The sequence below is a fragment of the Escherichia whittamii genome (genome assembly GCF_014836715.1).
GTDB classification, from domain to species: domain Bacteria; phylum Pseudomonadota; class Gammaproteobacteria; order Enterobacterales; family Enterobacteriaceae; genus Escherichia; species Escherichia whittamii.
In genome coordinates this window covers 169,051-189,467 of sequence record NZ_JACSQI010000010.1, presented here as the reverse complement: position 1 = coordinate 189,467, position 20,417 = coordinate 169,051, and the positions used below count along the sequence as shown (strand labels likewise).

21 protein-coding genes and 1 pseudogene are annotated in these 20,417 nt (G+C 51.1%); 8 read left to right on the top strand and 14 right to left on the bottom strand.

Annotation, left to right across the window (positions count from 1 at the left end):
• Nucleotides 1-170: 170 nt before the first annotated feature.
• The 4 genes from xapR to xapA are packed head-to-tail and all read right to left on the bottom strand — an operon-like array spanning nt 171 to nt 3,456.
• On the bottom strand, nt 171-1,055 hold the full coding sequence (xapR, locus tag H9644_RS16080) for a DNA-binding transcriptional regulator XapR (RefSeq protein WP_191775346.1): 885 nt from the start codon (nt 1,053-1,055) through the stop codon (nt 171-173).
• Between the two features lie 40 nt (nt 1,056-1,095).
• A complete protein-coding gene (locus H9644_RS16075) occupies nt 1,096-1,254 on the bottom strand; it encodes a DUF1427 family protein (protein ID WP_000651752.1) in 159 nt (52 codons plus the stop codon).
• Nucleotides 1,255-1,306: 52 nt separating this feature from the next.
• Entirely contained in the window at nt 1,307-2,563 is a 1,257-nt protein-coding gene (gene xapB, locus H9644_RS16070) for a xanthosine/proton symporter XapB (protein ID WP_191775344.1), read from the bottom strand.
• Nucleotides 2,564-2,622: 59 nt separating this feature from the next.
• Complete coding sequence (xapA, locus tag H9644_RS16065; protein ID WP_191775342.1) at nt 2,623-3,456, bottom strand: xanthosine phosphorylase; 834 nt, start codon at nt 3,454-3,456, stop codon at nt 2,623-2,625.
• Nucleotides 3,457-3,704: 248 nt separating this feature from the next.
• Between xapA and H9644_RS16060 the strand changes: the two genes are divergently transcribed.
• Nucleotides 3,705-4,469 (top strand): nucleoside-specific channel-forming Tsx family protein, encoded by a 765-nt coding sequence (locus H9644_RS16060; RefSeq protein WP_064526368.1) that lies wholly within the window; start codon nt 3,705-3,707, stop codon nt 4,467-4,469.
• 38 nt (nt 4,470-4,507) lie between these two features.
• Here H9644_RS16060 and H9644_RS21625 read toward each other — a convergent pair.
• Nucleotides 4,508-4,618: pseudogene (locus H9644_RS21625) on the bottom strand (LysR family transcriptional regulator); the annotation flags it as partial.
• Nucleotides 4,619-4,753: 135 nt separating this feature from the next.
• On the opposite strand from H9644_RS21625, the gene H9644_RS16050 reads away from it, so the two are divergent.
• Nucleotides 4,754-5,752 (top strand): bile acid:sodium symporter family protein, encoded by a 999-nt coding sequence (locus tag H9644_RS16050; RefSeq protein WP_191775340.1) that lies wholly within the window; start codon nt 4,754-4,756, stop codon nt 5,750-5,752.
• Here the strand turns inward: H9644_RS16050 and H9644_RS16045 are convergent.
• The 3 genes from H9644_RS16045 to zipA form a co-directional block, all read right to left on the bottom strand.
• Nucleotides 5,749-5,967: a DUF3820 family protein gene (locus H9644_RS16045; RefSeq protein ID WP_064526364.1), complete on the bottom strand. Its 219-nt coding sequence runs from the start codon at nt 5,965-5,967 to the stop codon at nt 5,749-5,751. The two genes, H9644_RS16050 and H9644_RS16045, sit on opposite strands and share 4 nt — an antisense overlap.
• Nucleotide 5,968: 1 nt before the next feature.
• Nucleotides 5,969-7,984 (bottom strand): NAD-dependent DNA ligase LigA, encoded by a 2,016-nt coding sequence (ligA, locus tag H9644_RS16040; RefSeq protein ID WP_191775338.1) that lies wholly within the window; start codon nt 7,982-7,984, stop codon nt 5,969-5,971.
• Between the two features lie 70 nt (nt 7,985-8,054).
• Nucleotides 8,055-9,035 (bottom strand): cell division protein ZipA, encoded by a 981-nt coding sequence (gene zipA / locus H9644_RS16035; protein WP_191775336.1) that lies wholly within the window; start codon nt 9,033-9,035, stop codon nt 8,055-8,057.
• 229 nt (nt 9,036-9,264) lie between these two features.
• Between zipA and cysZ the strand changes: the two genes are divergently transcribed.
• From cysZ to crr, 5 genes are all read left to right on the top strand, one after another.
• Nucleotides 9,265-10,026, top strand: a complete 762-nt coding sequence (cysZ, locus tag H9644_RS16030) for a sulfate transporter CysZ (RefSeq protein ID WP_064526358.1) — start codon at nt 9,265-9,267, stop codon at nt 10,024-10,026.
• Nucleotides 10,027-10,210: 184 nt separating this feature from the next.
• Entirely contained in the window at nt 10,211-11,182 is a 972-nt protein-coding gene (gene cysK / locus H9644_RS16025; protein WP_000034402.1) for a cysteine synthase A, read from the top strand.
• A gap of 382 nt (nt 11,183-11,564) precedes the next feature.
• Complete coding sequence (gene ptsH / locus H9644_RS16020; protein WP_000487600.1) at nt 11,565-11,822, top strand: phosphocarrier protein Hpr; 258 nt, start codon at nt 11,565-11,567, stop codon at nt 11,820-11,822.
• A gap of 44 nt (nt 11,823-11,866) precedes the next feature.
• Entirely contained in the window at nt 11,867-13,594 is a 1,728-nt protein-coding gene (ptsI, locus tag H9644_RS16015) for a phosphoenolpyruvate-protein phosphotransferase PtsI (protein ID WP_000623129.1), read from the top strand.
• A 40-nt stretch (nt 13,595-13,634) separates the two neighbouring features.
• The gene (gene crr, locus H9644_RS16010; protein ID WP_000522247.1) at nt 13,635-14,144 is read left to right on the top strand and encodes a PTS glucose transporter subunit IIA; all 510 of its coding nucleotides are present in this window, start codon (nt 13,635-13,637) and stop codon (nt 14,142-14,144) included.
• A gap of 41 nt (nt 14,145-14,185) precedes the next feature.
• Here crr and pdxK read toward each other — a convergent pair whose 3' ends face one another.
• A complete protein-coding gene (gene pdxK, locus H9644_RS16005; RefSeq protein WP_191775334.1) occupies nt 14,186-15,037 on the bottom strand; it encodes a pyridoxine/pyridoxal/pyridoxamine kinase in 852 nt (283 codons plus the stop codon).
• A 103-nt stretch (nt 15,038-15,140) separates the two neighbouring features.
• On the opposite strand from pdxK, the gene H9644_RS16000 reads away from it, so the two are divergent.
• Nucleotides 15,141-15,512: a YfeK family protein gene (locus tag H9644_RS16000; protein WP_064526353.1), complete on the top strand. Its 372-nt coding sequence runs from the start codon at nt 15,141-15,143 to the stop codon at nt 15,510-15,512.
• Here the strand turns inward: H9644_RS16000 and cysM are convergent.
• From cysM to cysP, 5 genes are all read right to left on the bottom strand, one after another.
• Nucleotides 15,501-16,412 carry a cysteine synthase CysM gene (gene cysM, locus H9644_RS15995; RefSeq protein WP_064526351.1) on the bottom strand — a complete coding sequence of 304 codons (912 nt, stop codon included), beginning with the start codon at nt 16,410-16,412 and terminating at the stop codon, nt 15,501-15,503. The genes H9644_RS16000 and cysM overlap by 12 nt on opposite strands.
• A 134-nt stretch (nt 16,413-16,546) precedes the next feature.
• Nucleotides 16,547-17,644: a sulfate/thiosulfate ABC transporter ATP-binding protein CysA gene (gene cysA, locus H9644_RS15990; protein ID WP_191775332.1), complete on the bottom strand. Its 1,098-nt coding sequence runs from the start codon at nt 17,642-17,644 to the stop codon at nt 16,547-16,549.
• Nucleotides 17,634-18,509 (bottom strand): sulfate/thiosulfate ABC transporter permease CysW, encoded by an 876-nt coding sequence (cysW, locus tag H9644_RS15985; protein WP_191775330.1) that lies wholly within the window; start codon nt 18,507-18,509, stop codon nt 17,634-17,636. The genes cysA and cysW overlap by 11 nt, the downstream gene beginning before the upstream one ends.
• Complete coding sequence (gene cysT / locus H9644_RS15980; RefSeq protein ID WP_191775328.1) at nt 18,509-19,342, bottom strand: sulfate/thiosulfate ABC transporter permease CysT; 834 nt, start codon at nt 19,340-19,342, stop codon at nt 18,509-18,511. Before cysT ends, cysW begins: the two co-directional genes overlap by 1 nt.
• On the bottom strand, nt 19,342-20,358 hold the full coding sequence (cysP, locus tag H9644_RS15975) for a thiosulfate/sulfate ABC transporter substrate-binding protein CysP (protein ID WP_064526343.1): 1,017 nt from the start codon (nt 20,356-20,358) through the stop codon (nt 19,342-19,344). Before cysP ends, cysT begins: the two co-directional genes overlap by 1 nt.
• Nucleotides 20,359-20,417 lie beyond the last annotated feature (59 nt).

The window sequence follows — 20,417 nt, the reverse complement described above, 5'->3', positions numbered from 1 at the left end:
AACGGAGCCGCTCGCGGCGACGACCCGAAGGGCGAGCGAAGCGAGTCATCCTGCACGACCCACCAATGTAAAAAGGCACCCTAAAGGTGCCTTTTTGCTATCTGCGATTTGCAAAATTGCCTGATGCGCTTCGTTTATCAGACCTATGATTTCCGGCAATCCCCCCTCGCCTACTGTGTCAATGCTGCCAACAGCTTAACCATCGCGGGCGTCACCTGCTGTGTTTCATAAACAATATATAAATCTGCCGGGATGCGCTCTTTGAGCGGACGGAAAATGACACCTGGCCAGTTCATCTGTGCATAGCTGTCTGCTATCAATGTGATACCAATGCCCATACTGATCATGGCCAGCACCGTTTGCGGTTCATTAACTTCGCGAATAACAACCGGTGAAAACCCCGCCTGCTGACAAACGCGCTGCAAAAAATCCCAGTCAGTGTACACGGGCGGCATTGTGACAAAATACTCGTCACGTAGAGCTTCCAGCGGAACGGCGGAATATGATGAGAGGTAATGCTCTTCAGGCATCGCCACCAGAAAAGCCGATTCATGCAAGCGTAAGCTGGTAAAATCTTCCGGTGGTTCTGTCGCCATTCGCCAGATCCCGGCATCGAGTTCGCGGCGCTCCAACAGCGCCATTTGCATCGCAGGCATCTTTTCGCGAAACAGTACTTCAACGTTGGGGTTTTCCCTGAGGAATCGCCGCATAACCGGCCGCATCCGTCCCCACATTGCCGTCCCGACCACACCGAGTTCAATCCGCCCTGCTTCTCCCCGCCCTATTTGTTCAATCCGAGACAACATCTGATTTGCATTCATCAGCAACCGCCGCGATTCTTCCATCAAGATTTTGCCCGCGTGTGTCAGGGCGACGCTGCGCGAATGACGAATGAAAAGCTGTGTACCGAGTTGATTTTCCAGCTCTTTAATATGAATACTGAGCGGAGGCTGAGACATATTTAAACGCGCCGCTGCGCGGCCAAAATGTAACTCTTCTGCTACAGCAAGAAAATAACGAAGCAACTTAAGGTCTGTTCTGTAAATGCGTTCCATAATTAAGTGCTCCGTTTAATAAATACATTTTGTTAAATTATCACGGCATAAAGTATTTCACCACCAGATAACCTACATACATAAACACAATGGATAATATACCCGGCAATACATTTGGCACGGGAATAGGTAATCGCACGATTGTAAATAAAGCACCAATGCCAAAACCGACGCCCGAAGAAAATAAAATATCTTTCACTTAATAACCTTTATCATAAAAACAGCTCCGGAAAACAGAGCTGTCAATCCTTTTAATGTGTCACTGTTCGATGTGTTATCTTTTCAGGGTCATGGTTATATTTAAACCCAAAGAAAAATATCACTGCGAGGAAAAGAGAATATCCTGCAAACATCAGCCAGATAGTTTGCCAGTCTTTTACGCCATCTACCGAGAAGTAATCTACTGCCATACCGCTCAGAATCGAGCCAACCCAAGCACCGACACCATTTACCATGGTCATAAAGAGCCCCTGTGCGCTGGCACGAATGCTGGAATCAACTTCCTGTTCGACAAAGACCGAACCGGAAATATTGAAGAAATCGAATGCACAGCCGTAAACAATCATCGACAGCAGCAGCAAAATAAACCCGGTTGGTGACGGATCGCCATAAACAAAGAAGCCAAAGCGCAGCGTCCAGGCCAACATACTCATTAGCATGACCGTTTTGATGCCGAAACGTTTCAAAAAGAACGGAATCGTCAGAATGAAACCGACTTCAGCCATCTGTGAAACTGACAGTAAAATGGACGGATATTTCACCACGAAGCTATCAGCAAACTCCGGGTTACGGGCAAAATCATGCAGGAACGGGTTGCCAAAAACGTTGGTAATTTGCAGTACTGCGCCCAGCATCATGGCGAAGAGGAAAAAGATGGCCATGCGTGGATTTTTGAACAGCACGAAAGCATCCAGACCGAGCTTACTGGCAAGCGAAGTGGTCGTTTTTTTCTGCGCAACAGGGATCTTAGGCAGCGTTAACGCGTAAGCCGACAGTAGCAGAGACGCACCGGACGCAATGTACAGCTGCAGGCTGCTCAATTCCAGATGCAGTAAGCTTACCGCCCACATCGCGATGATGAACCCCACCGTACCAAAAACGCGAATAGGTGGGAAAGCCGTCACCGGGTCAAGCCCTGCCTGGGCAAGGCAAGAGTAAGAGACGCTGTTCGATAATGCGATAGTCGGCATAAATGCCATCGCATTGACTAACATCACCCAAAACATCGTATCCGGATCACTGACGGATGCCGCATAAAAAAGTACGCCAGCGCACACCAGATGGCACAGCATGTATGCACGTTCAGCGCGCAGCCATTTGTCCGCGATGATCCCCATAATGCCTGGCATAATAATCGCGGCAATACCTTTGGAACTGTAAACCATGCCGACGTTAGCGCCGGTAAAATGGAGGGTATTAATCATGTAAGAACCGAGGGTAACCAGCCAGCTCCCCCAGATAAAATATTGCAAAAAGGACATTACCTTTAGGCGCAAAGCGATGCTCATAATCGTTTCCTTGTCGCATCATGTGGCCTCACCCGAGAGGCCGTTTCTTGTTGTTTTAATCAGGCAATTTTGCGCAGAAACCCGCAAATAAGATTGATAAAGTTCTGCCTGGAGAGCTCCGCTGCCGCCAGCGTTTGGACATGTGACAACTTCACGTCACTCAGACCTTCCGCCATATTGGTAATTGCAGAAACGGCTACCACCTTCAGGTCACAATGGCGTGCTGAAATAACTTCAGGCACAACGGACATTCCAACGACATCCCCGCCAATAATTTGCATCATGCGAATTTCAGCCGCCGTTTCGAAATTCGGCCCCGGATACGAAACAAATACACCTTCCGTCAGAGGGAACCCCTCTTCTTTCGCCACTTTTTGCAACAGTACCCGGTAATCCGCATCGTAGGCATTCGCAAGCGAGAAGAAACGTTCTCCAAAGCGTTCATCGTTCGGCCCCACCATCGGTGTACCCGGCATGGTATTAATGTGGTCTTTCAGCGCAACCAGACTGCCCGCACCAACTTCCGGACGCAGTGAGCCCGCCGCATTGGTGCAGAACAGCAGTTCGCAGCCCAGCAATTTAAAAGTACGAATCGCGTCGGTCATGATGGTCATTCCACGATCTTCATAGAAATGTCCCCGACCTTTCATGCATGCCACCGGTACGCCCTGGAGGTGCCCCAGCACCAGTTCACCCGCATGACCATGAACGGTACTCACCGGGAATCCAGGCAACTTTTCGTAGGAAATTGCGACAGCGTTCTCAATCTGATCGGCTAGCGCGCCTAGCCCGGAACCTAAAATAAAGGCCACTCGTGGCGTGAAATCAGGTTTATAAGCCTGGATAATATCGACGCAATACAGCGGGTTATGAGAAAAATTTGCCTGAGACATATATATCCTTTTTCTGTAGGGTTGAATCTAACGCCTTTTTATAGCGAGGTTGTCCCGGCTCTTACCAATACACTTTTTTCACGCATTCAATAGTGATTCGATATCGATGGATTTATATCTTTTCACTATTAATTCTCAGCAAAAACTGTATTGGCGATATTTACTCCATTGCATTAACAATATGCCGTTTTTAAGCAACCACTTTATTAAGCAATCTACTAATAACGATCGGCATAGGGATTTATGCTATGAAAAAACATCTTCTGACTCTGACACTCTCCTCTTTATTAGCCATACCTGTTATATCTCATGCAGAATTTAAAGGTGGGTTTGCAGATATCGGCATGCATTACCTGGACTGGACCAGTCGAACGACTGAGAAATCGTCGACCAAATCACACAAAGATGATTTTGGTTATCTTGAACTGGAAGGCGGCGCTAACTTTAGTTGGGGAGAAATGTACGGGTTCTTCGACTGGGAAAACTTTTATAACGACCGCCACGATAAACCAGGTAGCGAGCAGCGTTATACCTTTAAAAATACCAACCGCATTTACCTGGGCGATACCGGATTTAATCTCTACCTGCACGCGTATGGCACCTACGGTTCTGCAAATCGGATAAATTTCCACGATGATATGTTCCTGTACGGTATCGGCTACAACCTTACTGGCAAGGGGTGGTGGTTCAAACCGTTTTTCGCTAAACGCTATACGGATCAAACCTATTACACTGGCGATAACGGCTACGTAGCGGGTTGGGTTGCGGGTTACAGCTTTATGCTGGGCAGTGAGAAATTCACCCTCACCAACTGGAACGAGTACGAGTTTGACCGTGATGCCACTTACGCAGTAGGTAATGGCGGTAAGGAAGGGCTGAACGGTGCGGTCGCCCTCTGGTGGAACGCTACCCCAAATATAACTACGGGACTCCAGTATCGCTACGCGGACGACAAGCTGGGAGAAGCCTGGTATCAGGACGCCATCATTTACTCGGTCAAATTTAACTTCTGAACCATTTCTGCCGGGATTCCCGGCAGAAATACATAACACTATATATGATACAGCAAATGCCCTTCTCGCCCTGCCATCACTATTCCCTCCTGTTTTTGCACCACGTCCTCTGATGCTTCAGCCGCTGTTGAACGTGACCGATTCTTCCTGCACTACTGTGAAGAAAATATTTAATTGTTTTAAAGAGTAATTCATCTATTTTCTTCATGAATGAATGCAATAAATCGATTTTATTTCTCAAACTGAAAGAAGCACAATAGTGCCATCGGTCATCTGGAGTCTTTATGAAACTTTTTCGTATCCTCGATCCTTTCACTTTAACCCTGATCACGGTGGTATTACTGGCTTCTTTCTTTCCGGCCAGAGGCGGTTTTGTTCCCTTCTTTGAAAATCTGACCACGGCAGCTATTGCCCTGTTGTTCTTTATGCACGGCGCGAAGCTGTCCCGTGAGGCGATAATCGCTGGCGGTAGTCACTGGCGGTTACATTTGTGGGTAATGTGCAGCACCTTCGTACTGTTTCCGATTCTGGGCGTACTGTTTGCCTGGTGGAAACCGGTAAATGTCGATCCCATGCTCTATTCCGGTTTTCTCTATTTGTGCATTCTCCCGGCTACCGTGCAGTCTGCAATCGCCTTTACTTCAATGGCGGGCGGTAATGTCGCGGCGGCGGTGTGTTCTGCATCGGCATCCAGCCTGCTGGGGATTTTCCTTTCGCCGTTGCTGGTCGGTCTGGTAATGAATATTCACAGTGCAGAAGGCAGTCTGGAACAGGTCGGTAAGATTATGTTGCAACTACTGCTGCCGTTCGTGCTGGGACATCTTTCTCGCCCGTGGATTGGTAACTGGGTAGCACGCAATAAAAAGTGGATAGCGAAAACCGACCAGACATCCATTCTTTTAGTCGTTTATACGGCATTCAGCGAAGCCGTCGTTAACGGCATCTGGCACAAAGTCGGTTGGGGTTCGCTGCTGTTTATTGTGGTGGTCAGCTGCGTATTGCTGGCGATTGTGATTGTGATTAACGTCTTTATGGCGCGTCGACTGGGTTTCAATAAAGCAGATGAAATCACTATCGTCTTCTGTGGTTCGAAAAAGAGTCTGGCGAATGGTATTCCGATGGCGAACATTCTGTTCCCCACATCGGTGATCGGTATGATGGTACTGCCGTTGATGATTTTCCATCAGATCCAACTGATGGTCTGCGCGGTGCTGGCGCGTCGTTATAAGCGCCAGACCGAGCAACTACAGCCGCAGCAGGAAAGCAGCGCCGGAAAAGTTTAAAGCGGACGTTTCAGGGGCTGGACCAGTTGCGTCAGCCCCTCGGTTTTAATCAGCAACGTGATTTGCATTAGCTCACCGAGTTTGCCTGCCGGGAACTCATCTTTGCGGGCAAACCACAGTAGATACTCTTCCGGCAGGTCTATTAAGCGACGCCCTTTGTACTTGCCAAACGGCATCATCGTATTGGCAATTTCAATCAGCTGCTCTTTCTCCACCTCAGCTCCCCAGCAAACGCAGCATTTCAGCTTCGTCGATGACTTCAATGCCCAGTTCCTGCGCTTTCGCCAGTTTAGAGCCAGCGGCTTCACCAGCAATCACCAGATCGGTTTTCTTCGAAACGCTGCCCGCCACTTTCGCGCCCAGCGCGACCAGGCGAGCTTTAGCGTCATCACGCGACATCTGGCTTAAGCTGCCCGTAAGCACCACGGTTTTACCCGCAAACGGGCTGTCGATCTCTTCTGCGTTAATAACGATCGGCGCAGGCCAGTGAACACCTTCCGCCAACAGCTCGCTGATGACATTGCGGTTGCTTTCTTCGGCAAAGAAGTTGTGAACGTGAGATGCCACCACGATCCCGACGTCTGGCACTTTTTGCAGCTCTTCAATCGAGGCTGATTCCAGCGCTTCCAGCGTGCCAAAATATGCCGCCAGACCTGCTGCGGTAGCCTCACCGACTTCACGGATGCCAAGTGCATAGAGGAAGCGGGCAAAGGTGGTTTCTTTCGCTTTTTCCAGTGCGTTAACCACATTTTGTGCCGATTTCGGCCCCATTCGCTCCAGTCCGGTAAGTTTGCCTGCGGTGAGTTTGAACAGGTCCGCCGGAGTGTGGACGTATTCTTTTTCAACCAGCTGGTCGATAATTTTGTCACCCATGCCGTCAACGTCCATCGCACGACGGGAAACAAAGTGTTTCAGCGATTCTTTACGTTGAGCACCGCAAATCAGGCCACCTGTACAGCGGGCCACGGCTTCGCCTTCTACACGCTCGACGTCGGAGCCACAAACCGGACAGTGTGTAGGGAACTCTACCGCACGGGTATCTTCCGGTCGTTCAGAAAGCACGACGTTAACCACTTGTGGGATCACGTCACCTGCGCGGCGAATCACTACTTTATCGCCAATACGTAAACCGAGACGTTCAATTTCGTCCGCGTTATGCAGTGTGGCGTTGCTCACCAGCACGCCTGCAACATGGACAGGTTCCAGACGCGCAACGGGCGTAATCGCGCCTGTACGCCCAACCTGAAACTCAACGTCGCGCACGAAAGTCATTTGTTCCTGCGCCGGGAATTTAAACGCAACAGCCCAGCGCGGGGCGCGGGAAACAAAGCCAAGTTGTTCCTGCTGCGCCAGCGAGTTGACCTTAATGACTACACCGTCAATATCAAAGCCCAGCGTCGGGCGGTCCTCTTCCACTTTGTGGTAAAACGCCAGCACGTCTTCTGCTGATTCGCAAAGCGTTACCCGATCGCTGACAGGTAATCCCCACGCTTTAAACTGCATTAAACGGCCCAGATGAGTGTCCGGCAGCTCGCCACCTTCCAGTACGCCAACGCCATAGCAGAAGAAAGTAAGCGGTCGCTTCGCAGTAATACGCGGATCAAGCTGGCGCAGAGAACCAGCCGCCGCATTACGTGGGTTAGCAAACACTTTCCCGCCCGTGCGTCGCGCCTCTTCGTTAATCTTCTCAAAGCCTGACTGCGGCAGGAACACTTCACCACGCACTTCCAGTCGTGCTGGAATATTCTCACCATGCAGTTTCAACGGAATGGCGCGAATGGTACGCACGTTCGACGTGATGTCTTCCCCAGTGGTGCCATCGCCACGGGTCGCTGCGCTTACCAGTACACCATTCTCGTACAGAATGCTGACGGCAAGCCCATCGAGCTTTAACTCGCAGCACCAGGTCACTTTTTCGTTGCTTTTAAGCCTGTCCTGTACGCGTTTGTTGAAGGCAAGAAAACTCTCTTCATCAAATACGTTATCCAGCGACAGCATTGGCACTTCATGACGGATCTGGCTAAAGGCTGCCAGCGGCGCTGCACCTACACGTTGGGTAGGCGAATCAGGGGTAATCAGCTCTGGATGTTTGGCTTCAAGCTCGCGCAGCTCGCGCATCAGCCTGTCGTATTCAGCGTCGGGAATTTCCGGCGCATCCATCACATGATAAAGATATTCATGGTGGCGAAGCGTCGTTCGCAGTTCTGTTAGTTGTTGTTCGATTGATTCCATATCGCACCATCAATGCTAAAAACCCCCGACAAGCGGGGGTTCGAAAAGGAGTTAATTTGCCCTAAGTGTATCAGGCGTTGGCGTCTTTGACTTCGCGGATGATGTCCTGATACTCGCGCAGTTTCTGCGGAGTCATCATACGGCGCTGATCGTCAAGCACTACGCCGCCAACTTCATCGGCAATATGCTGCGCAGATTGCAGCATCAGCTTGAAGTTTTGCAGTTCATCACCGTAAGACGGCACCTGCATGAAGATAGTGACACCCGGCGTTGTGAAATCCTTCATTTCAGGATCAAAGGTTCCCGGTTTCACCATATTCGCCAGGCTGAATAACGCCGGGCCGCTGCCATCCGGGCTAAGATGGCGATGATAAATATTCATATCGCCAAAGATAAAGCCCGCCTGTTGAATGCTATTAAGAAGCAGTTCACCGTTCAGCTCGCTACCGTGATGCGCCGCGACGTTCATGATGATCACCGCTTCTTTGCGCTTCGGCTTATCCATCGCAGGCGCTGGTTCAGCTACAGGTTCAGGCTGCGGTGCCGCTACAGGTTCCGCGGTCTGGAAAACCGGCTGCGGAGCTGGAGGCACCTGCGAAGCAACCGGCTGTTCAGGCTGCGGCGGGTAAGCCGGCTGCTGTACTGGCTGCGGTTGTTGCACTGGCTGCGGTTGCTGAACAGGCTGCGCTGAATGCGGAGCATGTTGCGGCGGTACCTGCGCTTCAGGCGGCTGCTGGACCGGTTGACGCGGTTGCGCAGACGCATAAGGCGGTTGGTACTGGTGTTGCGGCGACGGACGAGCAGCCTCATGCTCCTGGGCGTTAGCCGGGGCATGATTTACGCGGTGAACACGAACCTCACCAACACCCTCATCATCTTCGACATCCTCGTCATAAGAATCGTCGTCACGTTTTGACTTCATTCGTTTTAGTGGCCGATCGCGAAACATAGAAGATCGTTCTTTACGGCTGGTCCAGAAACCATGTACCAGTAAAGCGATTATGGCGATCGCGCCAACAATGATTAATATCAGACGCAAATCCTGCATCATTATATTCTCTGTTGTTCTAACACCTTGCCACCACGGCAAACATTTACTCACTAAGAGTATTTGTCGATTACCTCAAGTGCAAGTGCACTCTTAACTTTCACAGCACAAAGATAGATGAAATCGTGCTTTTTGCTGTTTTTTCGAACATATCCTAACTGTCCATTGCGCAATTACCCGGTAAAATACGCAGAACTTTCCTGGGATTGGTCAAAAGGAGCATATCCTGATTATGGTTTCAACATTCACATCTGCCTCACGCAGCGGTTTTTACTATTTTGCGCAAGGCTGGAAGCTCGTCTCGCAACCTGGGATTCGGCGTTTTGTCATCTTACCGCTGTTGATCAATATCTTGTTGATGGGAGGCGCGTTCTGGTGGCTCTTTAGCCAACTGGATGTCTGGATCCCGTCATTAATGAGCCACGTACCTGGCTGGCTGCAATGGTTGAGCTATTTGCTTTGGCCTGTAGCGGTTATCTCCGTGCTACTGGTTTTTGGCTATTTTTTCTCCACCATCGCCAACTGGATTGCCGCTCCGTTTAACGGTTTGTTGGCTGAACAACTGGAAGCAAGACTGACTGGCGCTACGCCACCGGATACCGGTATTTTCGGCATCATGAAAGATGTGCCGCGGATTATGAAACGTGAATGGCAAAAGTTTGCCTGGTATCTGCCGCGCGCGATTGTATTGCTGATCCTTTACTTCATCCCTGGCATTGGGCAAACCGTCGCACCGGTACTGTGGTTCCTGTTCAGCGCCTGGATGTTAGCCATCCAGTACTGCGACTATCCGTTCGATAACCACAAAGTGCCATTCAAAGATATGCGCACTGCCCTGCGCACGCGCAAAATCACTAATATGCAGTTTGGTGCTTTAACTAGCCTGTTCACGATGATCCCGGTACTCAACCTGTTCATCATGCCGGTGGCCGTTTGTGGCGCTACGGCGATGTGGGTCGATTGCTACCGCGCTAAACATGCATTGTGGCGGTAACAATTTACCGATTATTTTGTAAACATTATGTGTGGAACAGGGGTGGCTTATGCCGCCCCTTATTCCATCTTGCGAACCATTATTTCCCTTCTGCATATAGATATGCTAAATCCTTACTTCCGCATATTCTCTGAGCGGGTATGCTTGCTGTTGTATCCCAATTTCATACAGTTAAGGACAGGCCATGAGTAAGATTTTTGAAGATAACTCGCTGACTATCGGTCACACACCGCTGGTTCGCCTGAATCGAATCGGTAACGGACGTATTCTGGCGAAGGTGGAATCCCGCAACCCCAGCTTCAGCGTTAAGTGCCGTATCGGTGCCAATATGATTTGGGATGCCGAAAAGCGCGGCGTACTGAAGCCGGGCGTTGAGTTGGTGGAGCCAACCAGCGGCAATACCGGTATTGCGCTGGCGTATGTGGCTGCCGCTCGCGGTTATAAACTCACTCTGACCATGCCGGAAACCATGAGTATTGAACGCCGCAAGCTGCTCAAAGCGTTAGGCGCAAATCTGGTGCTAACCGAAGGCGCGAAAGGGATGAAAGGTGCGATTCAAAAAGCGGAAGAAATTGTCGCCAGCAATCCAGAAAAATACCTGCTGCTGCAACAATTCAGCAATCCGGCAAACCCGGAAATACATGAAAAAACCACCGGTCCCGAGATCTGGGAAGATACCGACGGTCAGGTCGATGTGTTTATTGCCGGGGTAGGCACTGGCGGCACTTTGACCGGCGTCAGCCGCTACATTAAAGGCACCAAAGGCAAGACTGACCTCATCTCTGTTGCCGTAGAACCAACCGACTCTCCGGTTATCGCCCAGGCGCTGGCAGGTGAAGAAATCAAACCAGGGCCGCATAAAATCCAGGGCATCGGCGCAGGCTTTATCCCTGCTAACCTTGATCTCAAACTGGTCGACAAAGTTATTGGCATCACCAATGAAGAAGCCATCTCTACTGCGCGACGCCTGATGGAAGAAGAAGGCATTCTTGCCGGGATCTCTTCCGGTGCGGCTGTTGCTGCGGCGTTGAAACTGCAAGAAGATGAAAGCTTTACCAATAAGAATATTGTGGTTATTCTACCATCATCGGGTGAGCGTTATTTAAGCACTGCACTGTTTGCCGATCTCTTTACCGAGAAAGAACTGCAACAGTAATGCCAGCTTGTTAGAAATGCGTAAAAAAGCACCTTTTCAGGTGCTTTTTTGTGGCCTGCTTCAAACTTTCGCCCCTCCTGGCATTGATTCAACTTGTCGGAACTGGTATTTAACCTGACTAATTATTTTGATGCGCGAAATTAATCGTTACAGGAAAAGCCTTAGCTGAATCGATTTTATGATTTGGTTCAAGTCTTCCTTTAGCGGCATAATGTTTAATGATGAACGAAACGTCAGCGGCCAACATCCGCCAGCAATGGACTGTATAGAGCACTTCGTGCATCGCGTCTGTTAAAACTGGCGCTAACAATACAGGCTAAAGTCGAACCGCCAGGCTAGACTTTAGTTCCACAACACTAAACCTATAAGTTGGGGAAATACAATGTTCCAGCAAGAAGTTACCATTACCGCTCCGAACGGTCTGCACACCCGCCCTGCTGCCCAGTTTGTAAAAGAAGCTAAGGGCTTCACATCTGAAATTACTGTGACTTCTAACGGCAAAAGCGCCAGCGCCAAAAGCCTGTTCAAACTGCAGACTCTGGGCCTGACTCAAGGCACCGTTGTGACTATCTCTGCAGAAGGCGAAGACGAGCAAAAAGCGGTTGAACATCTGGTTAAACTGATGGCTGAACTCGAGTAATTTCCCGGGTTCTTTTAAAAATCAGTCACAAGTAAGGTAGGGTTATGATTTCAGGCATTTTAGCATCCCCGGGTATCGCTTTCGGTAAAGCTCTGCTTTTGAAAGAAGACGAAATCGTCATTGACCGGAAAAAAATTTCTGCCGACCAGGTTGATCAGGAAGTTGAACGTTTTCTGAGCGGTCGTGCCAAGGCATCAGCCCAGCTGGAAACGATCAAAACGAAAGCTGGTGAAACGTTCGGTGAAGAAAAAGAAGCCATCTTTGAAGGGCATATTATGCTGCTCGAAGATGAGGAGCTGGAGCAGGAAATCATAGCCCTGATTAAAGATAAGCACATGACCGCTGATGCAGCTGCTCATGAAGTTATCGAAGGTCAGGCTTCTGCCCTGGAAGAACTGGATGACGAATACCTGAAAGAGCGTGCGGCTGACGTACGTGATATCGGTAAGCGCCTGTTGCGCAACATCCTGGGGCTGAAGATCATCGACCTGAGCGCCATTCAGGACGAAGTAATCCTGGTTGCCGCTGACCTGACGCCGTCCGAAACCGCACAGCTGAACCTGAAGAAGGTACTGGGTTTCATCACCGACGCGGGTGGCCGGACTTCCCACACCTCTATCATGGCGCGTTCTCTGGAACTGCCAGCCATCGTGGGTACCGGTAGCGTCACCTCTCAGGTGAAAAACGACGACTATCTGATTCTGGATGCCGTAAACAATCAGGTTTACGTCAATCCAACCAATGAAGTTATTGATAAACTGCGCGCCGTTCAGGAGCAAGTTGCTTCTGAAAAAGCAGAGCTTGCTAAACTGAAAGATCTGCCAGCTATTACGCTGGACGGTCACCAGGTCGAAGTGTGCGCTAACATCGGTACTGTTCGTGACGTTGAAGGTGCAGAGCGTAACGGCGCTGAAGGCGTTGGTTTGTATCGTACCGAATTCCTGTTCATGGACCGCGACGCGCTGCCAACCGAAGAAGAACAGTTTGCTGCTTACAAAGCGGTGGCTGAAGCGTGTGGCTCACAGGCAGTTATTGTTCGTACCATGGACATTGGCGGCGATAAAGAGCTGCCGTACATGAACTTCCCGAAAGAAGAGAACCCGTTCCTCGGCTGGCGTGCTATCCGTATCGCGATGGATCGTAAAGAGATCCTGCGCGATCAGCTTCGCGCTATCCTGCGCGCCTCTGCTTTCGGTAAATTGCGCATCATGTTCCCGATGATCATCTCTGTTGAAGAAGTGCGTGCACTGCGCAAAGAGATTGAAATCTACAAACAGGAACTGCGCGACGAAGGTAAAGCGTTTGACGAGTCAATTGAAATTGGCGTAATGGTGGAAACACCGGCTGCCGCGACAATTGCACGTCATTTAGCCAAAGAAGTTGATTTCTTTAGTATCGGCACCAATGATTTAACGCAGTACACTCTGGCAGTTGACCGTGGTAATGATATGATTTCACACCTTTACCAGCCAATGTCACCGTCCGTGCTGAACTTGATCAAGCAAGTTATTGATGCTTCTCATGCTGAAGGCAAATGGACAGGTATGTGTGGTGAGCTTGCTGGCGATGAACGTGCTACACTTCTGTTGCTGGGGATGGGTCTGGACGAATTCTCTATGAGCGCCATTTCTATCCCGCGCATTAAGAAGATTATCCGTAACACGAACTTCGAAGATGCGAAGGTGTTAGCAGAGCAAGCTCTTGCTCAACCGACAACGGACGAGTTAATGACGCTGGTTAACAAGTTCATTGAAGAAAAAACAATCTGCTAATCCACGAGATGCGGCCCAATTTACTGCTTAGGAGAAGATCATGGGTTTGTTCGATAAACTGAAATCTCTGGTTTCCGACGACAAGAAGGATACCGGAACTATTGAGATCATTGCTCCGCTCTCTGGCGAGATCGTCAATATCGAAGACGTGCCGGATGTCGTTTTTGCGGAAAAAATCGTTGGTGATGGCATTGCTATCAAACCAACTGGCAACAAAATGGTCGCTCCGGTTGACGGCACCATTGGTAAAATCTTTGAAACCAACCACGCGTTCTCTATCGAATCCGATAGCGGCGTTGAGCTGTTCGTCCACTTCGGTATCGACACCGTTGAACTGAAAGGCGAAGGCTTCAAGCGTATTGCTGAAGAAGGTCAGCGCGTGAAAGTTGGCGATACTGTGATTGAATTCGATCTCCCGCTGCTGGAAGAGAAAGCCAAGTCGACTCTGACTCCGGTTGTTATCTCCAACATGGACGAAATCAAAGAACTGATCAAACTGTCCGGTAGCGTGACTGTGGGTGAAACCCCGGTTATCCGCATCAAGAAGTAATTTTTGCCGCAGTGAAAAATGGCGCCGATGGCGCCATTTTTTTATGCTTCAGTCAGGGGCGGCAAAATCAATTCATCACTACCATGCTGCTGGGTATAGCGCATCACCTCCAGCACGCGTAATCCCGCGCTATGTACCGCGTCAGTTAATTCCTTACCTTTCAACAAGCCACTAATAAGCTGGGCGCAAAACAGATCGCCTGTTCCTTTAAGGTCCGTTTTTACCCGAGAATGGGAAATGACATTCACGCTGTCGGCACTGACCACCACCACCTGCATCTCCTGATTTTCTTCGTTACCGGAGGCGCTGGTAACAACCACCCATTTTAATGTCTCTGAAAGCAGGCTTTTTGCAGCAGCAATGGCGCTGTCAAGATCGCGGCAATTTTTACCGGTCAGGATTTCCAGCTCAAAGATATTTGGCGTAATTCCCTGCGCCAGTGGCAACAAATATTGCCGATATGCCTCCGGAAGATCAGGTTTGACGTAGATACCGCTATCAATATCGCCAATCACCGGATCGACCATAATCAATAAGTCAGGATGATTTTCGCGTAATACAGTCAGCCACTCGGCAAGAATTTTGATTTGCGACGCGGTTCCCATATAACCGGTGGTAACAGCGCGCAGCTGGCGCAGTGCATCGCGCTCCTGTAGTGCGCGTAAATAGCCACTAAACCATTCGTCCGGAATCGCACCACCATAGAATGTGTCATAATGCGGCGTATTACTGAGCAACACGGTCGGCATGGCAAAGACATTCAGACCGTTCTGTTTAATAGCAGGCACGGCGATGCTGTTGCCTACGCTGCCATACACCACCTGCGACTGCACAGCGACAATATCCGCCTGCAACGCTCTGCTCTTATCGTTAAACAACAACAAACTACTCATTTAATTTTTCTCCTTGCCGATGATCCTCATCGCATCCCAACCGAAACTTTACCTGATTTTGGCAGTCAAATCGGCTATCACATAACAAGGATAAGGTAATTCAGTGAAGAAAATCATTTGTCTGGTCATTACGCTGTTGATGACACTCCCCGCTTACGCGAAATTAACTGCCCACGAAGAAGCCCGCATCAACGCCATGCTGGATGGATTAGCACAGAAAAAGGATTTGATATTTGTGCGCAACGGCGATGAACATACCTGTGATGAAGCAGTTTCGCATCTGAAGTTGAAGCTCGGCAACACGCGCAACCGCATTGATACCGCCGAGCAATTTATTGATAAGGTGGCTTCGTCATCATCGATTACTGGTAAGCCTTACATCGTGAAGATGCCCGGTAAGAGCGATGAAAATGCGCAACCTTTTTTACATGCGTTAATTGCGCAGACGGATAAAACGGTGCCGTCAAATCCCTGAGCCCTGGCTAAAGTGCTCCTCACCAAATACTCCGGTAGAAAGGTAGCGATCGCCGCGATCGCAGATGATCGCCACAACCACTGCGCCAGGGTTGGCTTTTGCCACGCGCAGTGCACCGGCGACCGCACCGCCAGAGCTGACGCCACAGAAAATCCCTTCGCGCACCGCCAGTTCACGCATGGTGTTTTCCGCATCGCGCTGATGAATATCCAGTACCTCATCCACCAGCGAAGCGTTAAAGATGCCTGGCAGATATTCCGCTGGCCAGCGACGAATACCGGGAATACTGCTGCCCTCTTCCGGCTGCAGGCCAACAATCGTCACAGGACTGGATTGCTCGCGCATAAAACGTGAAACGCCGGTGATGGTGCCAGTTGTCCCCATACTGGAGACAAAATGCGTGATGCGCCCACTTGTTTGCTGCCAGATTTCCGGCCCGGTGGTGGTGTAATGGGCGTAAGGGTTATCAGGGTTGTTAAACTGATCGAGTAGTTTACCTTCACCGCGATTAGCCATTTCAAGCGCCAGATCGCGCGCCCCTTCCATACCCTGTTCTTTGGTAACCAGAATCAGTTCCGCGCCGTAAGCCAACATCGCCGCACGGCGTTCCTGGCTCATGTTGTCGGGCATCAGCAATTTCATGCGATAGCCTTTCAGTGCCGCAATCATTGCCAGCGCAATCCCGGTATTGCCACTGGTGGCTTCAATTAACGCATCGCCCGGTTTAATCTCACCGCGTTTTTCGGCCTCGACAATCATCGAAAGCGCCGCACGGTCTTTTACCGACCCCGCCGGGTTATTGCCTTCCAGTTTTAACCACACTTCACTGCCGTTATCCGGCCCCATCCGCTGCAACTTCACCAAAGGCGTATTGCCAATTGTTTGTTCTAATGTACTCACGATCTCTGCCCATACGTGGTGTTGCCTGATGCGACGCTAACGCGTCTTATCAGGCCTACAGGTTACAAAACCTTGCCATTAAAAAGCCCGGATCGCGGGAAGCGCCTCCGGGCGTTTAACATTCACTCAACCTATCAGGCGCTTTGCGCGAGAGCAAGTTCCTCATCGCGGGTTTCAATACGCTCGTCGCCGTTATACAGCCGCGCATGTTGCAGGCCGACGAACAAACGATCGCCGCGCACTGGCGCATCATCGCCACGCATCACCACGGTCAGCGGGTCGTCATACCACCCCAGCGGCTGCACTACTAACTGGGTATAGTGGCCTTTCGGGCTGGCTTCCAGCACCTGGACCGGCAGTGGCGATTCAAGGCTGGTACGGCGGCTGATATCCACTTCCCACGGGCGCAGGAAGAGATCCACCGGCCCCTGATACGCAGGTGTGTAGCCCAGCGGCCAGCGATGTGCGCCAACGTGGAACTGCCCGCCGCGAATGGTGCCACGCAGACGGTTCACTTCGCCCATAAATTCGAGCACAAAACGGGTCGCCGGTTCTCGCCATACTTGATCCGGTTCATCGGCCTGTTCGATATTGCCCTGGCTCATCACCACTACGCGGTTGGCGACTTCCATCGCCTCTTCCTGGTCGTGGGTGACAAATACGCTGGTAAATTTCAGTTCTTCATGCAGCTGACGCAGCCAGCGACGCAGTTCTTTACGCACCTGCGCATCCAGTGCACCAAACGGTTCATCGAGCAGCAGAATTTGCGGTTCTACAGCCAGCGCACGCGCCAGCGCCACACGCTGTTTCTGCCCGCCGGAAAGCTGCGCCGGATAACGATCCGCCAGATGGGCAAGCTGGACCATTTCCAGCAATTTTGTCACTTTCGCTTTGATCGCCGCCGCATTCGGGCGCTCGCGACGCGGCAGCACCGTCAGGCCAAAGGCGATATTGTCGAATACCGTCATATGGCGGAACAGCGCGTAGTGCTGGAACACGAAACCGACTTTACGATCGCGCGCATGTAGGCGGCTAACATCCGTGCCATGAAAACGGATATGCCCGCTGGTTTGATGCTCCAGCCCGGCAATAATGCGCAGCAGCGTGGTTTTCCCGGAACCGGACGGCCCCAGTAACGCGACCATCTGACCCGAAGGAATATCCAGCGAGATATCGTTCAGCACCTGGGTGCGACCAAAAGACTTCTTAATCCTGGCAATCTCAATGCTCATGATGTTCCTCCTGCTGCGCGCGTTTTTCCTGATTTTCCAGGCGCCACTGCAACATACTCTTTAAAAACAGGGTGATAATCGCCATCAGCGTCAACAGCGCAGCGGCGGTAAAGGAGCCGACGGTGTTGTAGTCCTGCTCCAGCAATTCAATTTGTAATGGCAGCGACAGGGTTTCTCCGCGAATCGAGCCGGAAACCACCGACACCGCGCCAAACTCGCCAATCGCGCGGGCGTTGGTCAGCACCACGCCATAAAGCAGCGCCCAGCGAATATTCGGCAATGTGACGCGACGGAACATCTGCCAGCCGGATGCACCAAGCAAAATCGCCGCTTCGTCTTCCTGGCTGCCCTGGCTTAACATCACCGGAACCAGTTCGCGCACCACAAACGGGCAGGTGACAAAAATCGTCACCAGCACCATCCCCGGCCACGAGAACATAATTTGCATGTTATGCTCGTCGAGCCAACCGCCCAGCGGGCCGTTAGAGCCGTAGAACAGCAGATAAACCAGACCAGCAACTACCGGTGAAACAGCAAACGGAATATCCAGCAGCGTCAGCAGCAACTGACGTCCCGGAAAATCAAAACGCGTCACCAGCCACGCCAACAGAATGCCAAACACCAGGTTTACCGGTACGGCAATTAGCGCAATCATCACCGTCAGCCAGATGGCGTGCAGCATGTCCGGATCGGCCAGATTCTGTAATACCGGCATCAGCCCTTTGCTGAACGCCTGCACGAAGATATAAATCATCGGCACCAGCAGGATGAACGCCGAAACCAGCATCCCGATGCCAATCAGAAACCATTTGCCCCAGTTAATCGGGCGCGCGTCATAACGCTTCAATTGGGTAACTTCCGCCATTAATGACCTACCACACGCCGACCAAAGCGACTTTGCAGAGTGTTAATTGAGAACAGCAGCAGCAGTGATGCCGCAAGGATCACCGAGGCAATTGCGCTCGCCGCCGGGTAATCAAACTCCTGTAAGCGAACGAAAATCATCAGCGACGTCACTTCTGTTTTCCAGGCGATGTTCCCGGCGATAAAAATCACCGCGCCAAACTCTCCAAGACTACGGGTAAACGACAGCGCCACGCCCGCCACTAGCGCCGGAGAAAGTTCCGGCAGCACCACTTTGCAGAAACTCTGCCAGCGCGTGGCGCCGAGCGTTTCCGCCGCTTCTTCATATTCCGGGCCTAACTCTTCCAGCACCGGCTGCACGGTACGCACCACAAACGGAATACTGGTAAAGGCCATCGCCACCGCAATCCCCAGCCAGGTGTAGGTGACTTTGATATCAAACTTCGCCAGCCATTCACCGTAAAAACCGTTCACGGAGAAGAGTGAGGCCAGCGTCAAACCAGCGACTGCGGTCGGCAGTGCAAACGGTAAATCCATCAGCGCATCAAGCAGCGTGCGACCCGGAAAGCGATAACGGGTTAAGATCCACGCCATCAGCAGGCCGAAAATGCCGTTAAAAATCGATGCGACAAACGCCGACAGCAGCGTCACTTTATAGGCCGCCACCACCTGCGGGTTGGTGATCACTTCCCAGTACTGCATCCAGCTCATCTCAGAGAGCTGCATCACCAGCGCGGAGAGCGGCAGCAGCAAAATCAGGCACACAAACAGCAGACTAGTGCCAAGGCTTAAGGTAAAGCCCGGCAGCACGCGTCTGGAGGCGACGGCAAACATCAGTTACGCCCCGCCGCTAACAGCTTGTCTAACTCGCCACCGCTGGTGAAGTGAGTTTTCATCACTTCCGGCCAGGAGCCAAACTTGTCTTCCACACGGAACAACTCGGTCTGCGGGAATTTATCTTTCAGTTTGGCCATGACTTCCGGGTTATTTACGCGGTAGTAATAGTCGGTGATGATGGTCTGCGCCTGTGGGCTGTAGAGCCAGTTCAGGTAGGCTTTTGCTGCTTTTTCCGTACCGTTGGCCTGCACGTTTTTATCCACCCACGCCACCGGGAATTCCGCCAGAATATTGGTTTTCGGAATCACCACTTCGAAGCCTTGCGCTTCATACTGTTTACGGATGTTGTTCACTTCCGATTCGAAGCTAATCAGCACATCGCCCAGACCGCGCTCGGCAAAGGTGGTGGTCGCGCCACGTCCGCCAGTATCGAACACTTCAACGTTTTTCAGAAACTGAGTCATAAACTGTTCGGTTTTGGCTTTATCGCCACCGTCAGCTTTGTCCGCTGCACCCCACGCGGCTAAATAAGTGTAACGCGCGTTACCAGACGTTTTCGGGTTCGGGAAAATCAGCTTCACGTCGGAGCGCACCAGATCATTCCAGTCGTGGATATTCTTCGGGTTGCCCTTACGCACCAGGAAGCCCATGGTGGAGTAGAACGGCGAGCTGTTATTCGGCAGGCGCGACTGCCAGTCGGCCGGGATCAGCTTGCCTTTGTCGTGCAGGATTTGTACGTCGGTCACCTGGTTATAAGTGACAACGTCTGCTTTTAAGCCCTGCAAAATTGCCAGCGCCTGTTTTGATGACCCGGCATGAGATTGTTTTATCGTCAGTTTGTCGCCGCCGTTATCTTTTGCCCATTGTTGCTCAAACGGCGGGTTCAGGGCAGCAAACAGCTCGCGGGAGACGTCATAAGAACTGTTCAGCAGTTCCGTTGCCTGCACGTGGCCCGCCAGCAGCAGAGAAGCGACCAGCGCGAGAGAGTTCTTTTTCAGTAAGTTAACCGCCATTGCGCACCCTTATATATTTAATGACTTTCTAATAGCCATCATATTTATAACGGGCATGA

Coding starts and splice junctions, on each gene's coding strand:
- cysZ (WP_064526358.1), top strand. CDS start 9,265: ATGGTTTCAACATTCACATCTGCCTCACGCAGCGGTTTTTACTATTTT.
- pdxK (WP_191775334.1), bottom strand. CDS start 15,037: ATGAGTAGTTTGTTGTTGTTTAACGATAAGAGCAGAGCGTTGCAGGCG.
- H9644_RS16050 (WP_191775340.1), top strand. CDS start 4,754: ATGAAACTTTTTCGTATCCTCGATCCTTTCACTTTAACCCTGATCACG.
- cysT (WP_191775328.1), bottom strand. CDS start 19,342: ATGTTTGCCGTCGCCTCCAGACGCGTGCTGCCGGGCTTTACCTTAAGC.
- crr (WP_000522247.1), top strand. CDS start 13,635: ATGGGTTTGTTCGATAAACTGAAATCTCTGGTTTCCGACGACAAGAAG.
- cysP (WP_064526343.1), bottom strand. CDS start 20,358: ATGGCGGTTAACTTACTGAAAAAGAACTCTCTCGCGCTGGTCGCTTCT.
- cysK (WP_000034402.1), top strand. CDS start 10,211: ATGAGTAAGATTTTTGAAGATAACTCGCTGACTATCGGTCACACACCG.
- xapA (WP_191775342.1), bottom strand. CDS start 3,456: ATGTCTCAGGCAAATTTTTCTCATAACCCGCTGTATTGCGTCGATATT.
- ptsH (WP_000487600.1), top strand. CDS start 11,565: ATGTTCCAGCAAGAAGTTACCATTACCGCTCCGAACGGTCTGCACACC.
- xapB (WP_191775344.1), bottom strand. CDS start 2,563: ATGAGCATCGCTTTGCGCCTAAAGGTAATGTCCTTTTTGCAATATTTT.
- H9644_RS16060 (WP_064526368.1), top strand. CDS start 3,705: ATGAAAAAACATCTTCTGACTCTGACACTCTCCTCTTTATTAGCCATA.
- cysW (WP_191775330.1), bottom strand. CDS start 18,509: ATGGCGGAAGTTACCCAATTGAAGCGTTATGACGCGCGCCCGATTAAC.
- ligA (WP_191775338.1), bottom strand. CDS start 7,984: ATGGAATCAATCGAACAACAACTAACAGAACTGCGAACGACGCTTCGC.
- xapR (WP_191775346.1), bottom strand. CDS start 1,055: ATGGAACGCATTTACAGAACAGACCTTAAGTTGCTTCGTTATTTTCTT.
- ptsI (WP_000623129.1), top strand. CDS start 11,867: ATGATTTCAGGCATTTTAGCATCCCCGGGTATCGCTTTCGGTAAAGCT.
- cysA (WP_191775332.1), bottom strand. CDS start 17,644: ATGAGCATTGAGATTGCCAGGATTAAGAAGTCTTTTGGTCGCACCCAG.
- zipA (WP_191775336.1), bottom strand. CDS start 9,035: ATGATGCAGGATTTGCGTCTGATATTAATCATTGTTGGCGCGATCGCC.